Annotated in this window: 16 protein-coding genes; 7 read left to right on the forward strand and 9 right to left on the reverse strand. The window is 40.2% G+C overall.

What is annotated here, in order from left to right:
- Positions 1 to 94 (forward strand): EF-Tu C-terminal domain-related protein (locus PSR9079_RS02990; RefSeq protein ID WP_484297941.1); only part of this gene is annotated, 94 nt, incomplete at its 5' end.
- 399 nt (positions 95 to 493) lie between these two features.
- Positions 494 to 1,653, forward strand: a protein-coding gene (locus PSR9079_RS03000) for an IS3 family transposase (protein ID WP_149980402.1) whose coding sequence is annotated in 2 segments (ribosomal slippage) — positions 494 to 767 and positions 767 to 1,653 — 1,161 coding nt in all. Because the reading frame shifts where the segments join, the coding sequence is not laid out codon by codon here.
- 46 nt (positions 1,654 to 1,699) lie between these two features.
- Here PSR9079_RS03000 and PSR9079_RS03005 read toward each other — a convergent pair.
- Entirely contained in the window at positions 1,700 to 2,641 is a 942-nt protein-coding gene (locus tag PSR9079_RS03005) for an alpha/beta fold hydrolase (protein WP_145242384.1), read from the reverse strand.
- Between the two features lie 123 nt (positions 2,642 to 2,764).
- Positions 2,765 to 3,670: a hypothetical protein gene (locus PSR9079_RS03010; protein ID WP_149980403.1), complete on the reverse strand. Its 906-nt coding sequence runs from the start codon at positions 3,668 to 3,670 to the stop codon at positions 2,765 to 2,767.
- Between the two features lie 221 nt (positions 3,671 to 3,891).
- On the opposite strand from PSR9079_RS03010, the gene PSR9079_RS03015 reads away from it, so the two are divergent.
- Complete coding sequence (locus PSR9079_RS03015; RefSeq protein WP_149980404.1) at positions 3,892 to 4,569, forward strand: hypothetical protein; 678 nt, start codon at positions 3,892 to 3,894, stop codon at positions 4,567 to 4,569.
- Between the two features lie 32 nt (positions 4,570 to 4,601).
- Here PSR9079_RS03015 and PSR9079_RS03020 read toward each other — a convergent pair whose 3' ends face one another.
- From PSR9079_RS03020 to PSR9079_RS03030, 3 genes are read right to left on the reverse strand one after another with little or no spacing between them, the layout of a single operon-like run.
- Positions 4,602 to 5,795 carry a dipeptidase gene (locus PSR9079_RS03020; protein ID WP_145242390.1) on the reverse strand — a complete coding sequence of 398 codons (1,194 nt, stop codon included), beginning with the start codon at positions 5,793 to 5,795 and terminating at the stop codon, positions 4,602 to 4,604.
- A 59-nt stretch (positions 5,796 to 5,854) separates the two neighbouring features.
- On the reverse strand, positions 5,855 to 6,100 hold the full coding sequence (locus PSR9079_RS03025) for a YheU family protein (protein WP_145242392.1): 246 nt from the start codon (positions 6,098 to 6,100) through the stop codon (positions 5,855 to 5,857).
- On the reverse strand, positions 6,097 to 7,077 hold the full coding sequence (locus PSR9079_RS03030; RefSeq protein ID WP_145242394.1) for a hydrolase: 981 nt from the start codon (positions 7,075 to 7,077) through the stop codon (positions 6,097 to 6,099). Before PSR9079_RS03030 ends, PSR9079_RS03025 begins: the two co-directional genes overlap by 4 nt.
- A gap of 515 nt (positions 7,078 to 7,592) precedes the next feature.
- Between PSR9079_RS03030 and PSR9079_RS03035 the strand changes: the two genes are divergently transcribed.
- From PSR9079_RS03035 to PSR9079_RS03045, 3 genes are all read left to right on the forward strand, one after another.
- Positions 7,593 to 8,093 carry a hypothetical protein gene (locus tag PSR9079_RS03035; RefSeq protein WP_064667687.1) on the forward strand — a complete coding sequence of 167 codons (501 nt, stop codon included), beginning with the start codon at positions 7,593 to 7,595 and terminating at the stop codon, positions 8,091 to 8,093.
- Positions 8,086 to 8,307 carry a helix-turn-helix transcriptional regulator gene (locus tag PSR9079_RS03040; RefSeq protein ID WP_064667688.1) on the forward strand — a complete coding sequence of 74 codons (222 nt, stop codon included), beginning with the start codon at positions 8,086 to 8,088 and terminating at the stop codon, positions 8,305 to 8,307. The genes PSR9079_RS03035 and PSR9079_RS03040 overlap by 8 nt, the downstream gene beginning before the upstream one ends.
- 455 nt (positions 8,308 to 8,762) lie before the next feature.
- Positions 8,763 to 9,110 carry a hypothetical protein gene (locus PSR9079_RS03045; RefSeq protein ID WP_149980405.1) on the forward strand — a complete coding sequence of 116 codons (348 nt, stop codon included), beginning with the start codon at positions 8,763 to 8,765 and terminating at the stop codon, positions 9,108 to 9,110.
- A 345-nt stretch (positions 9,111 to 9,455) separates the two neighbouring features.
- Here PSR9079_RS03045 and PSR9079_RS03050 read toward each other — a convergent pair whose 3' ends face one another.
- Both PSR9079_RS03050 and PSR9079_RS03055 read right to left on the reverse strand, forming a co-directional pair.
- Positions 9,456 to 9,869, reverse strand: coding sequence for a TIGR02444 family protein (locus PSR9079_RS03050; RefSeq protein WP_149980406.1), 414 nt, complete (start codon positions 9,867 to 9,869; stop codon positions 9,456 to 9,458).
- Positions 9,856 to 11,778 carry an ATP-binding cassette domain-containing protein gene (locus PSR9079_RS03055; RefSeq protein ID WP_145242398.1) on the reverse strand — a complete coding sequence of 641 codons (1,923 nt, stop codon included), beginning with the start codon at positions 11,776 to 11,778 and terminating at the stop codon, positions 9,856 to 9,858. Before PSR9079_RS03055 ends, PSR9079_RS03050 begins: the two co-directional genes overlap by 14 nt.
- A gap of 143 nt (positions 11,779 to 11,921) precedes the next feature.
- Here PSR9079_RS03055 and PSR9079_RS03060 point away from each other — a divergent pair, with 143 nt between their 5' ends.
- Positions 11,922 to 12,125: a YheV family putative zinc ribbon protein gene (locus tag PSR9079_RS03060; RefSeq protein WP_029216159.1), complete on the forward strand. Its 204-nt coding sequence runs from the start codon at positions 11,922 to 11,924 to the stop codon at positions 12,123 to 12,125.
- A gap of 13 nt (positions 12,126 to 12,138) precedes the next feature.
- On the opposite strand, the gene PSR9079_RS03065 is transcribed toward PSR9079_RS03060, so the two are convergent.
- Together PSR9079_RS03065 and PSR9079_RS03070 are read right to left on the reverse strand one after the other, a co-directional pair.
- A complete protein-coding gene (locus PSR9079_RS03065) occupies positions 12,139 to 12,354 on the reverse strand; it encodes a SlyX family protein (RefSeq protein WP_145242400.1) in 216 nt (71 codons plus the stop codon).
- The gene (locus tag PSR9079_RS03070) at positions 12,341 to 13,339 is read right to left on the reverse strand and encodes a WD40 repeat domain-containing protein (protein WP_145242402.1); all 999 of its coding nucleotides are present in this window, start codon (positions 13,337 to 13,339) and stop codon (positions 12,341 to 12,343) included. The genes PSR9079_RS03065 and PSR9079_RS03070 overlap by 14 nt, the downstream gene beginning before the upstream one ends.
- Positions 13,340 to 13,518: the final 179 nt, after the last annotated feature.

Genomic DNA, 13,518 nt, shown 5'->3' on the forward strand with positions numbered 1-13,518 from the left:
CTCTCCAATCGCAATGGATGAAGGTCTACGTTTCGCAATCCGCGAAGGTGGCCGTACTGTAGGTGCTGGTGTAGTAGCAACTATCGTAGAGTAATAATTAACTTTTAAGTTAATTGTTAGAAAAAGGTCACTTCGGTGGCCTTTTTTAATGTCTGCGATTTGAGCTGTAAGCTCTAAGCGGAAAGTTTTAAGTTGCTCGGCGTTAATATGTACTTGTAGGCGAGTGGCTTGCCACCGCGTTTATAACAGAAAGTAAATATATTAAATTTTCTTGCTATTTAAGTTGAGGAGATCTAGATTTTTACCGCTTACCGCTTACCGCTTACCGCTTACCGCTTACCGCTTACCGCTTACCGCTTACCGCTTACCGCTTACCGCTTACCGCTTACCGCTTACCGCTTACCGCTTACCGCTTACCGCTTACCGCTGTAATGGTCTAATGAAACTGGACAGGTTTATAGCGTAAAATGAGCTAAACCCAAAAGGTATCACTATGACCAGAAAATCAAAAGTAACACTCAGTGCGCAACAAAAACTTGAATATGCCAAATTAATGGTAGAAGAAGGTTATACCAATAAGCAAATTGAAGAGATGTCTGGCGCAGGAAAGTCAGCAGTATCACGTTGGAAGCAACAATATCTATCTGAGCTAGATGGTAAGAGCCCGGGAAATGTACAAGCACTCACACCAGAACAGCAACGTATTCAATTGCTAGAGAAGCAGCTACAGCGCGCTTTAAGGGATAATGATATATTAAAAAAAGCCACCGCTTTCTTCATTCGCGACAATCAAAATTTAAAGTAATTAAAGCATTGAAGAAAGCGACCCCAAGCTATACGGTATCTGAGTTGTGTCGTGCTTTAGAAGTCAGTACAAGTAGTTATTACTATGCGCCCGTCGCGCCAAATAAGTCAGAGCAGGCACTGCTGGAGTTAATTAAATCTATCGCTGACGATTCTGGTTATACGTATGGTAGACGCAGAGTGAACGTTGAACTGAATGCGTTAAATCATACGATTGGAATATATAAAACAGCGGCACTGATGAAAAAGTTGAATATAAAAGCCATCAGGCCGAAGAAAAAACATTACTACCCTAACTCAGGTGATGAACATAAGTACGCACAGAACCTCTTAAAACGAGAGTTTAACCCTGATTCACATAACACGCATTGGGTCGGTGATATTACCTATATCAGGAACCATCAAGGGTGGAGCTACTTGGCCTGTGTGTTAGACTTATCAACGAGGGAAGTTGTAGGGTATGCCTTATCAACAAGCCCAAATGCTGAATTGGCTATAGCAGCATTGAATAATGCTATTAAGCGTCAACAGCCGGTTCTTAATCAACTGATGTTTCATTCCGATCAGGGGTGTCAGTATTCTGCGGCCTCGTTTAGAGCTCGGTTATCACAACTAACTATAACGCAAAGTATGAGTCGTCGAGGTAATTGTTGGGGTAATGCAGTAATGGAGCGATTTTTTAGAAGTTTAAAAACAGAGCGACTGAATCGCCTGTCATTTATAAATCATCATTCAGTTATAAGTGAGGTGGACAATTATATTCAGTTTTACAATTACAAACGTAGGCATTCTACGCTTAATTATATGACGCCACATCAGAAATATAATGAATTAAAAAATGCCGCTTAGAATCTCTACAGAATTTGTTGACCATTACACGCTTACCGCTTACCGCTTACCGCTTACCGCTTACCGCTTTTTTTAACTTTTTCTGCGCGCGCTTTTGTTCTGCTTTCTTAACGTGTTTGCTGATCCACTTGGTCATTTTTACCATTAATGCTGGCGGGAAGTCATGGCCCATACCGTTTACTATCTTTAATTTAGCCTTCCTGATTTGGGCTGCGGTTTGCTTTCCAGCGGCTATTGGCATGACAGGGTCTAAACTGCCATGTATGACGAGGGTTGGGGCTTTTATTTTCGGCATTAAATGTTGCCGGCAATCACTGGCAGTAATAGCGGCAAGTTGTCGGTTAAAGCCTTGCGGGTTGTGTGCTCTATCCACTCCTAGGGTAGCTTGTTTACGCAAAGCTAGTTCATCTTGTGGATAGGCTGGGCTGCCAATTAATTGATTTAGCCTTATATTATAATGTATAGCACCATCACGACTGGCTTGGGCGCGACGATGTTTTGCAAGCTGTAAAAATAGCTTTAAATTAGACGCCGATAGCTTAGGTTTACTCGAACTTGACATAATTGAGGTTAAGCTCAAGACCTTTTTTTTATATTTAGCTGCGATAATTTGCGCAATCATGCCGCCCATAGATGCACCGACTAAATGCGCTTTTTTGATTTTTAATTCGGCCATTAATTCTAATACATCATTTGCCATATCATCTAAGGTGTATGGGATGCGGGATTTAATAGGTAACCGTTTATTTAGCCATATTTTGAATAGGTTAGGGCTACCAAATTGTTCAAGTTGGCTTGAAAGACCAGTATCGCGGTTATCAAAACGGATGACTCTAAACCCTTTAGCTACTAAGCCTAAATATAATTCATCAGGCCATACTGTTAGCTGCGCTCCAAGGCCCATAATCATAATGATGACAGGCGCTGATTTCTTTCCTTTATCTTGATAGCTAATTGTAATGCCACTTTTAATTTTAATCGTGCGCATATTGCGTTATGTCGATAGCTTATTTAGCGACTTATGCAAAACAGTATAGTTAAAACTCAGTAATCCTTCATGAGTAGAAATATGAATTTTTTATATCAGAATGAGAGCCGTTTTTTAATACGTTTAACCTTCAGCATGTTTTCGCAGTTCTGCTAGCATGCTTTCATTGCCAATCATTTCATCAAGTACAGAGCGGACATTATCATCACTAGTGTGCTGGTAAAGTGATAAAATATGCTTGGCAATTTGTTGGCTATTGCCATCTTCTGAGCTTTGCGATTGATAGTATTGCGATATCAATCCTTGCCCCGCTAAACGGCGAATATAATCGTTAGACTCATGCTGCAGTAGTGAAGTAAAGCGCTCAGTCAGGCGTTGATCGATTACGGGTGCTTGAGTTATGACTTCAATGGCTTGAATTTTGAATTTCTCATCATCACTATTAGCGGCCAGCTCTAAAATATAATCGACTACCACAAAGTCATACTCAGGTATTTTTGATTTATTCAAAATATACATATTCATTTGTAGTTGAGTTAGGGCTGCGAGTCTATCGATGTCTGTGGCATTTGGGTCGAGTATTTGCTCTCGTAATTGTGTGGTTATTTTTTTCGCATAGTCAGAGTCTGACTTTATGCGTAGTTCATAGTCTTGAGGTAAGTCGGCATAAAAACCGTAGAGTGGGTTGCTTTCACGCATTTCATCTATTTCTTGCTGTTCTTTTTCCGTCAGTACGGCAAGCACTAACTCCTTAAAGTCATCGTTATTATATTCTTGATCTATAGAAGTATTTTTTATTTTTAGGCTGGTAACTTGTCGCTGTAAAGATATTATTTTGTTATGCAATTGGGTAACTGAAAGTTCGTTGCTGTCATTATTCAGTGGCATATTAGTAACAATGATCGATGACTGTTCAGTGCTACTTTTGTCGTTAGGTAAACTCACTGATTTGAAAAATGTACCGTAACACGAGATCACAAGTGCGGCTGAGGCAAGGGCTATTGCGACTGATCCTTTACTAATAGGCATGTGGTGGAGGCTCCATATTTGAAAAGGCGTAATTTACCGCTTTTGGGGCTATAAGTCTGTTAAAAGATGTAGAAAGTTAAGTGTGCTTCAGCGTATTATAATTTATTCGCTAAGTATGATTGATAACGAAGATTAATTTTATTTTTAATTAAGCAAGGAGACTCTTCTCTTTGCAAACATCATGTTGTTTGGTCGTTGTATACAGCACGGAAAAGAAAAATATGAATATACTTAAGTGGTTTTTTATTGCGTTGTTTTTGCTCCTATCGGGGTGCGCAACAAAGCAAGAAAAGGTTAAAAAAGACAGTGTCAAAAAAGCAACCCTCAGCATCGCAGATAATCGCAAACCGCTTGGTAAAGTTGGTGTGATTACGCTGATTGGTGATAACTTACTTTGTACGCATACAGGGGTTACGGTATTCAGCAATGAACGGCAGTTGTATGCGCTCCCTACGGATTTAAATGAGCTGCTAACGCAGCGGATAATTGCGCGCTTTGCTGGTTTTGATACCACATTAGTGCCGTTAAATAAGCAATCTATGTCGATCATTAATACTGATGTAGGCGTCTCGCGATGGAGCAACATTGAGTTTAATAATCAACAAAATGTAGACACGGTTTTGATTTTCAGTGGCGCGTTTAAATATAGATCTAAAGACGGTTATTATAAAGATGAAAATGCGCTTCATACCTATGCTGAGTTTTTTGTATATGATGTGTCTTCAGGTGATTTACTAGCTGAGTCAACGCATTACCAGTACAACTTGTTTGACGCGTTTAGCTGTACACAAAGCACATTTGCGACAACAGGAACGATGTATGAGTTGATAAAAATGGCAGGGGCCACGTCTCAAGAGAAATTGATAAATGAGATTTTTCAGCCATCAAAGAGTAATTAGGCCCTGAACCTCAGGACCTAATTATTTATCAATTAATGTTTTTTTGCATACTGTTCGGCTTGTTGCCATACGCGCAGCACATTGCCACTGAGGATTTTTTTGATATCTTTGTCACTGTAACCACGATCCATTAATCCTTGCACTAGATTCGGGTAGCTAGATACATCTTTTAAGCCTACTGGCAGTGAATCGCCAACACCATCGTAATCAGAGCCGATGCCAACGTAATCGATACCAATTAGCTCAACAACGTGATCAATATGCTCAAGTACTTGCTCAAGACTCGCAAATGGATACGGGTTTTTAGCACGATACGCGGCATCAAAATCTTGACTTAATTTAGTGCCTTCTTTTTTTGCCGACTCTTTTTTACTCTTTAACTGCTTGCCCCAATCACCTGCTTTAGCGGTTACAAAGCTTGAACCAAAGTTTATTTGAATAACCCCGCCGTTCTTTTTCAGCGCTAGTAGCATATCGTCATCCATATTACGCTCAAAACCAGGCGTATATTTGCGCAGTGATGAGTGTGAGGCAATAACCGGTGTTTTAGATAGCTCCATTACTTGATAAAATGCATCATCTGAAATATGTGAAACATCAATCAGCATGCCGATATTGTTCATCTCAGTAACCAGTTTTTTACCAAATGGGCTTAGACCTTTCCATTTACGGCGAATATCATAAGATGAATCTGAAATATGGTTGCTTTGTGAATGAGCAAGGGTGATATAGCGTACACCACGATCAAAAAAGTGCTGTAGGTTTGCCATGTCACCTTCAATTGGTGAGCCGTTTTCCATCCCCATTGCTATCGACATTTTGCCTTGTTTGAACTGCTTTTTAATATCATTCGTTGAATCGGCAATAGCAAATTTGTCAGGGGCGCGCTGGGCAATTGCTTCCATACTATCAATGAGTTGATTTGCTAGCTGAAAGCTTTTACCTTTCCCTTCAAACTCCAAATGCGCAGGAATATAAATCGACATAAATGGCGCATTTAAGCCACCTTTAACTGCGCGTGGGTAGTCAAAATCACCGTCATCAGTGGCTTTAGTAACATCAGCCCATTTAGCATGAATACGGTACGGCACATCGATATGAGTATCGATTAAAATAGTGTCTTTGGTGAGTTTAATTGCTTTAGCTGATGCGCTAATGTCTGCACCTTGCACTTGGCTTGATAAAGCAAGTGCAACGGCAATAACTACTGAGCTTAGTTTTATCATTTTTAATGGCTCTTTTAGTAAAAAAGCCATTGTCTATTTTTACAACTAGGGTTACAAGTTTACTCGTTAAATTGTGTTTCACTTTGCAGTGCTTTAAATTCACCTTTAGAAATAATAGTAACTGATTCGTGCAGTTCTGAAAAAAACACCATGGCATCGCCATTTTGTAGTTGTTGTTTTACTTGCGCCACTTTACTTTCAATACTGAATTCTTGCTCACCGTAATCGGTGCCTTCACGTAGCACATAACTTTCAATTAAATTGTATAGAGTGTCTTTATCTAGTTGCTCATGGGGAATGATCATAGCTGCTCTTTTTTGACGATTTGGGTGAAGAAATCTGGCACTACATGCTCTAACCAATAAATCGGTTTAAATGGATTTTTTCCACTTATAAAGCCAACATGGCCGCCTTTTTCTGAGACTTGCAGCGTAACATGCTCACTAACATCTTGCCTACTGGGTACAGCTTTAATTGACAGCATTGGGTCGTCTTTCGCATGAACAATTAATGTGGGTGTTGTAATGTGTTTTAAATAAGGCTTAGCGCTGGCTTGTTGATAGTAATCTTCAGCACCAATAAAACCATGTAAAGGAGCTGTCAGTTTATCGTCAAACTGCCATAAATCATCAATTTCCATTAGCTGATCTGGTGTTAAATCAATCTGTTTTGTGATTTGCGGTAATTTACGCTGCATCGATTTTTTCATGCGATCGAGTAAATACTTTTGATAAATCTTAGCCAAACTTTTACGAATAACTTGGCATGATGGCGACAAATCATAAGGAGCTGAAACAACCGCCGCGCCATCAAGTAAACATTGTTCGCCTTGTTCACCTAAGTATTTGGCCAGTACGTTACCGCCGAGTGAAAAGCCAACTGCAACCATCAAGCGATCTGGAAACTGCTGCTTAAGTTGTTTTATAAAAAAATCGAGATCGCCGGTTTCGCCACTATGATATGCACGGGGTAGGCGGTTAACTTCAGTAGAACAGTTACGAAAATGCATTAAAACAACACTAAACCCCTGCTTTTTGAGGGCTTTCATCATGCCTTTTGCATAAAAGCTATTGATATTACCTTCCAGGCCATGCAATACAATTGCCAGCGGCGCGTTATCGTTTTTGGGTTGTGACCAAGCGAGCTCTAAAAAATCGCCGTCGGGAGTATCAAGCTGCTCTAATTGGTAGCGAGTATTATGAAAAGGCCGAAAAAACCGTGGCATAATGGTTTGCACATGGCGATTAGTCATCCACCAAGCTGGCTTGAAATCTGTAGACATAAGTTAAAACATGTTTAGCTAATAGAATCGCTAGTGTAACAAACTTTTAATAATAAAAAGCCCCTAATCAAATAACTTGATAGGGGCTTTGTGCGTCGTGCTTAATTCTGATTGGGTGTTTTGTCGTCATGTACTTTTTTGATAAAAAAGTACACAAAGAAAAGGCATAAACTGATCACTACTCCCAGAAAACCAAATGATAAAAATAGTACTGGGTCACTAAAAAAGTCTCTGAAGAATACGTCCATAAATGCCTCCTAATGTCTATGGGTTCATCATAGTGCGAGTTGGCAGAGGCTGATATGATCCAGATCAAGCTATTTTGTTGATTATAAAAAGCGTGATTGAGAAGTTGATTTGGATCAACAAAGTTAAGTCAAGTGGCGGAGTGACTGGTAAGGGGGGGGTAGGCAAAGTAAAGTAAAATAAACTTGAAGTCAAAAAAAATTGACATGTTTAAAAAATAGCCTTAACTTAGTTGGTGTCAAAAATATTTTACTTGGAGTTAATTATATATGACTCGTTCAGAACAGTTGAAAGAGCTTTTACAAAGTATAAGCTTTAGAGAGCTTACGCTTAGTATCGATTTATTGGTCAGCGTATATATTTCGTTTTTTTATGTAGACAGCTTAATTAACGCAACTACAGAGCAGCTCGCTTCGGTCTCTTGGCTGTCAGGGTTACTGCTACAGGTATTAACTTACTCTGTGGTACTTATGGTATTGAGCTATTTATTGCTCGCATTCATTAGTGATAACGAGTTAAAACAGCCACTTGATGTTAGGGAAAAACAAATAAATTTAATTGGTTATAAGTATAAAGCGGTAATTTTACAAGTGGGTATTTGTATTGCTATTTTTCAATATCAAATTGAAGCAAATGGTTGGGGGCCTGCTATTGAATACAACATTCCTTATTTACCTATGCATGTGATGGTAGGTGCTTTTTTAATTGCTGAAATAACGAACTACATAGCGCAGTTATATAAAGGTAGAACGGGTGATATCTATGAGTGAATATGCAATCAGTAACTCTATTCGGACATTACGGTTTTTATACAATGAAATGACCCAAAAGCAACTCGCCGATGCTATTGGGGTAACGCGTCAGACTGTGATGGCGATTGAGGCAAATAAGTACTCACCGTCATTAGAAGTCGCCTTTAAAATTGCAGCCGTCTTTAAGTTACCTTTAGAGGAGGTATTTCAATATCGGGCGACCAATACGTAGCATGATATACGATATTAAAGTGGGGTTTAATGATAGGGGTTTACTGACTCTTCTATAAAGTACAGTGTCTACTTTATCTTTATCTGAGTTCGACGGCGCTGAGTTAATGATAGAAAAGCAGTTACAAGGTAATAAATTTCTGTAGGTCGTCATTTATGGCGATAATTTTTTTGAAGTAAAGTGATAAGCTAAATCATGGCTTTGCTTTACTCTTAAGCGAAGCGCCTCTAAATCTCTTTGTGAATAAGTTACTTAAGATCTTTTTGCACAAAGAGAAGATAATGAGAAGTAAATGAGGGGAATGCAAAATTTATTTGCAGTAAAGTTGGCTCTGACAAGCTTGTTAGAAATAGCATCTGTTTGGGCTTATAATTTCAACTTTATTTTTTTATACCTAGTAATAATGGTGGTAGACATTGAAAATTACACGGATAGTTAAATACACTTTAGTGATTATGCTGCTGCAAATTGCTTTATCGACATTACTCAATATTGTTGCTGGTTTTGAGCGCTATGCATCATCGAGGCTTGGCGATTATATTCTTATTGCAATCATCCCATCCAGTGTCTTATCTTTTTTACTATATGGTGTAATGGCATATCGCAGTGATAATTATGCTTGGCGATATGCATTTTATGTTTGTTTTTTAGGCTTTTTTCTTGGTGCAATAACTGTCTCATTGATCTTGCAAGAGTTTTACTTTTTCTCAAAAACTTCCATTATCGAGTTGCCCGTTTCATTGTTAGTTATTATTTTAGCAACCCTGACAGGGTTGAAATTGCAAAGAAAAACGAGCGCTTAAAGCTCACCAATATATAGTATTACATTAATGGTCTTGGAATCAGACTCTAATGTTAATGTGTTAATTTTTCCACCAACACCTGCTGTTGTTGCTTTTTCAAGTTTGATCTCTTTACTGAGTTAATAATAAAGAAGTAGTTACAAAGTAACGAATTACAGTAGGTCGTCATTTATGGCGACAATTTTTGCAGTAAGTCATTTAAAGATCTTTTTGCACAAAGAGAAGAGAATGAGAAGTAAATGAGGGGGGAATGAAAAATTTGGTTACCCGTAGGAAATGGCTTTAGCCATGAATTATTTTTGTTAGTAGGATTGTCGCGCTAAAGTACGACCTACATGAGAACTTTTACAAATATAACGATGTGTTATGTGGCGTGCTGCAAGGTGTTAGCGCAAAGCTATTAATTGTGGTTATTAACATCTGTTGTTGTTGTTTTTCTAGCTTTAGCTCGGCACTGAGCAGTTCTTTACGAATTGCAGCATACTCTGCAATTTCGGTGTGATTGGCTTTTAAATAGGCGCGGGAAGTACGTAGGGGCTTTAAAACCTGTTGATCAAATGCACTAATACATTGTTCAAGTTTGCTTAGCTGTGCTTGGCTAATTGCTAGATTGAGAGAATCTAAATAGTACAGTAGCAGGCACAGGTTAACGTTTTTACCTTGCTGGTTTTGATAATCCAACAGGCGTGCTTGCATGCCATCTTTGCTATAAAGCTGACATGCAAATTGCCAAAAATCGTTGCTGTTAAGCAAGTTCATCGGCAAAGGCCTGCTCTTTTTCTTCCATCTCTTCAAGGGCCATTAATAGCTCCTCTTCGATGTCATTTACTTTCGGTGTTAATGTCGCTTGTTTAGCTAGTAATTCTTTGAGTTTTGCTTTGTTGTCATCGTTATAAAGCTCGTTATCGCCAAGTGCTTGTTCGATTTCAGCTAATTCGGCAGAGTGTTTATCAAGTTGCTTTTCAAGCTTTTCGATGTGCTTTTTAAGTGGTTGTGTGGCTTTTCTAAACTCTGCTTCTAGGCGTTTTTGCTCTTTACGGTTAACGCTTGAGTTTGCTTTTGGTTCATTGTCATCTTGAGTGGTTTTTGCCGCTTCTTTATTAGCGTTAAGTAGCCATTGATAGTATTCGTCTAAGTCGTAGCCAAACTGGGTTACTTCACCGTTATCCACTAAGTAATATTCGTCGGCGGTATTTTTTAGCATGTGACGGTCATGGGAAACGGTAACCATCGCGCCTTCAAACCCTTGCAACGCCATTACTAAAGCATGACGCATTTCTAAATCAAGGTGGTTGGTTGGCTCATCGAGCAGTAATAAGTTTGGTTTTTGATAGACCAACATTGCGAGTACTAATCGGGCTTTTTCACCCCCTGAAAACGGTGCTACGGGCTCAAGGGCTTTATCACCAATAAAGGCAAAACCACCTAAAAAGTCACGCAGTGATTGCTCGGTGGCTTTAGGATTTAAACGCTGCAAATGGGTAATCGCGCTGGCTTTTAAATCTAGCGATTCCAATTGATGCTGAGCAAAGTAACCTATGTTTAAGCCCTGATGTTGGAATACTTCGCCTGCTTGCGGTTGTAAGTCGCCAGACAATAACTTTATTAAGGTTGATTTACCTGCGCCGTTACGGCCAAGTAGGGCAATGCGACTACCAGGGACTAAGTTAAGTTTAATACTATTTAATATTGTGACATCGCCATAGCCGGCTTGAGCTTTATCGAGTGTCATCAATGGGTTTGGTAGTGCGGTAGGCTCTGCAAATTCAAAGTCAAAGGGCGAATCAGCATGAGCTGGTGCGAGCTTTTCCATACGTTCAAGCGCTTTAACGCGGCTTTGTGCTTGTTTGGCTTTACTGGCTTTGGCTTTAAAGCGGGTAATAAATTGCTCAAGGTGGGCAATTTGATCTTGTTGTTTTTCAAACATCGCTTGTTGTTGTAATAAACGCTCTGCTTTTTGGCGTTCAAATTGCGAGTAGTTGCCTTTGTAAACATTGATCTTTTGCTTGTCGATATGCCAAATTTGGTCAACTACAGCATCGAGGAATTCACGGTCATGCGATATCAACACTAAAGTACCGGTGTAAGCGCGTAAAAAACGCTCCAGCCAGTACACCGCATCTAAATCCAAGTGGTTAGTTGGCTCATCCAGTAGCAGCAAGTCGGCATCACGGATCAGCGCTTGGGCAAGGTTTAAGCGCATTCGCCAACCACCGGAAAAATCACTAACGGGGTTTTCAATTTGGTTATTTGCAAACCCTAACCCGTGAAGTAACTCGCCGGCTTTGGCTTCTATGCTATAGCCTTTAATGTGCTCAAGTTGTATGTGCACTTTGGCTTGGGTATCGCCATCATCATTTTGTTCGGCTTCGCGCAGCGCAATACGCATGGCGTAATACTCAGGATGACCTTGTAATACATAATCAATTGCGCTGATATCTAGCGCTGGCGTTTCTTGTTTTACCGAGGCGATAGACCAGTCTTTAGGGATACTGCAATTACCGGCATCAAGCTGTAGTTCAGATTTCAATAAACTAAAGAGTGTTGATTTACCGCAGCCATTGGCGCCAACTAGGCCAACTTTGTGTTCTGGAAATAATGTAGCTGAGGCATCTTTAAGGAGTGCTTTACCGCCGCGAAGTAATTCAATTTCTGAGATCTGGATCATGTAGTCTGCGCTTTACTGTGCCTTTGTGAACTTGACGCTATCATAGCACGGAAGCTGGACTATATTTCAATCGTCAGCGTATCAACTGGGTAGTTATTGGGTTAAAATGTAGCAAGTTTCTTTTCAAACTGTGGGAAAACGTAGTGAAACAGAAAAAACGATTTATTGCTGGGGCAACCTGTCCAGAGTGTAAAACCATGGATATGATGATGCTTTACAAAGAGCACGATGTAGAGAAAGTCGAATGCATGCAGTGCGGCCATAAAATGGCACAGCCAGAGCAGGCTGTTCAGGCATCAACACGCCAATTTGAACAAGTCATTGGCGTGTTTAAACCTGGCGATTAAGCGCCCGCAACCATCAATAGTGTGGCGGCGGAGGCTCTGGCGTGTCTGACATCATCATAGATGATGATTGCGACTCTTTAATTTTTTCAGCCAGTAGCTCTGTTTGGCGCTTCATTTTTGCCAACAGCTGCTGGTGCACTTTTATTTCATCATTTAAAATTTCAATCGTTTCGTCTTGAAAAGCCACTTTGGCTTCAAGTTCTGTTAAGCGATGTTCAATTGTGTTCATTTTTTTCTCGTCTAGTAAAGCGCTCAGCGATCCCACTGGAGCTTTCGGTTAACAACGCAGTATCGTTGTCAGTAAAAGCGACATCAAGTACCACTGCTGATTTTGGTCTACTGCCTTCTCGCGGTGTTACATGCCAACTTTGAATTTGTTCACCACTGGATAATTGCCATAGGTCCACTAAGCGGTTAGGTGAGCCTGTTGCCAGCAAGGTGCCTGCTTCATTAAAGCGTACCGCAGTGAAAATTCTCTGGCGGGCAATATACTGCAGTTTACTAACAAGATCACCAGTTGTCAGCTGCCATACATGTGCTTGTGTCATACTGTCTGCGGTAAATGCATAGCGACCTTGCGGATCTAAGGTCACTTGGGTGACACGACTTGGATGGTTAAAGCGATGGATCACTTGTCCGGAACGAGTATCCCAAAAGTACGCCGCATAATCGTTGGAGCCACTGAGAGCAAAATTTCCGTTGGGCGATAAAGCAACTGCGTTAATTTTTTCTTGGTGGCCAAGGAACTCAATGCGTCTACCGGTCTCTAAGTCGAGGTAAACAACAACGCCATCGCTACGACCGTACAAAACACTGCGGCCTTGGTTACTAATGGCGATATCACGAATAGTGGCGGTTTTTATTTTGTAGTAGCCGGTATTTTTGCCAGTGGCAATATCCCATACTGCAAAAGTGGTTTTTTCAGCGGTAACAGCGTGGCTGTTGTCATAAGCGATAGCCACGGTATGTACTAGGCTATCGGCGTCTTGTTGCTGAAACCATTGGTATTTTAGTACTTGCTGTTGATTATCCCATAGGGCGACCCCATGGTGTATAGATGAGATCAGGCTGTATTTGCCATCATGAGATATTGCGGAGGCAAACGCGCCTCTGGCTGCATGCTCATAGCTTGCAGTGGCTTGGTCTTTTTGTTCTGAGCAGGCAATCAGCAAGGTGCAGCACAGAAGATACAAAAAAGTACGAAATATCGACATATTACAGCTATTTCCCCTTAACTCTTAGTGATTGAGAGGTTAGACTAGGGCTCGTGAAAGCCTAGGTTGTTTATCTAATTAACGTGAAAGTGAGCGTATAGCCTACAATCAGAAATTAGATAAGTAGCCTACCATGGGCCGTTAACCTTTAACTAGTAATAATACAATAAATGACATCT

This window comes from Pseudoalteromonas rhizosphaerae (assembly GCF_902498845.1).
In the GTDB taxonomy this organism is placed as follows: domain Bacteria; phylum Pseudomonadota; class Gammaproteobacteria; order Enterobacterales; family Alteromonadaceae; genus Pseudoalteromonas; species Pseudoalteromonas rhizosphaerae.

What these genes read in the sequence shown, in the direction of transcription:
- PSR9079_RS03030 (WP_145242394.1), bottom strand. Translation starts at nt 7,077, where the DNA reads ATGTCTACAGATTTCAAGCCAGCTTGGTGGATGACTAATCGCCATGTG.
- PSR9079_RS03005 (WP_145242384.1), bottom strand. Translation starts at nt 2,641, where the DNA reads ATGCGCACGATTAAAATTAAAAGTGGCATTACAATTAGCTATCAAGAT.
- PSR9079_RS03065 (WP_145242400.1), bottom strand. Translation starts at nt 12,354, where the DNA reads ATGAACACAATTGAACATCGCTTAACAGAACTTGAAGCCAAAGTGGCT.
- PSR9079_RS03040 (WP_064667688.1), top strand. Translation starts at nt 8,086, where the DNA reads ATGAGTGAATATGCAATCAGTAACTCTATTCGGACATTACGGTTTTTA.
- PSR9079_RS03015 (WP_149980404.1), top strand. Translation starts at nt 3,892, where the DNA reads ATGAATATACTTAAGTGGTTTTTTATTGCGTTGTTTTTGCTCCTATCG.
- PSR9079_RS03050 (WP_149980406.1), bottom strand. Translation starts at nt 9,869, where the DNA reads ATGAACTTGCTTAACAGCAACGATTTTTGGCAATTTGCATGTCAGCTT.
- PSR9079_RS03070 (WP_145242402.1), bottom strand. Translation starts at nt 13,339, where the DNA reads ATGTCGATATTTCGTACTTTTTTGTATCTTCTGTGCTGCACCTTGCTG.
- PSR9079_RS03025 (WP_145242392.1), bottom strand. Translation starts at nt 6,100, where the DNA reads ATGATCATTCCCCATGAGCAACTAGATAAAGACACTCTATACAATTTA.
- PSR9079_RS03055 (WP_145242398.1), bottom strand. Translation starts at nt 11,778, where the DNA reads ATGATCCAGATCTCAGAAATTGAATTACTTCGCGGCGGTAAAGCACTC.
- PSR9079_RS03010 (WP_149980403.1), bottom strand. Translation starts at nt 3,670, where the DNA reads ATGCCTATTAGTAAAGGATCAGTCGCAATAGCCCTTGCCTCAGCCGCA.
- PSR9079_RS03020 (WP_145242390.1), bottom strand. Translation starts at nt 5,795, where the DNA reads ATGATAAAACTAAGCTCAGTAGTTATTGCCGTTGCACTTGCTTTATCA.
- PSR9079_RS03035 (WP_064667687.1), top strand. Translation starts at nt 7,593, where the DNA reads ATGACTCGTTCAGAACAGTTGAAAGAGCTTTTACAAAGTATAAGCTTT.
- PSR9079_RS03045 (WP_149980405.1), top strand. Translation starts at nt 8,763, where the DNA reads ATGCTGCTGCAAATTGCTTTATCGACATTACTCAATATTGTTGCTGGT.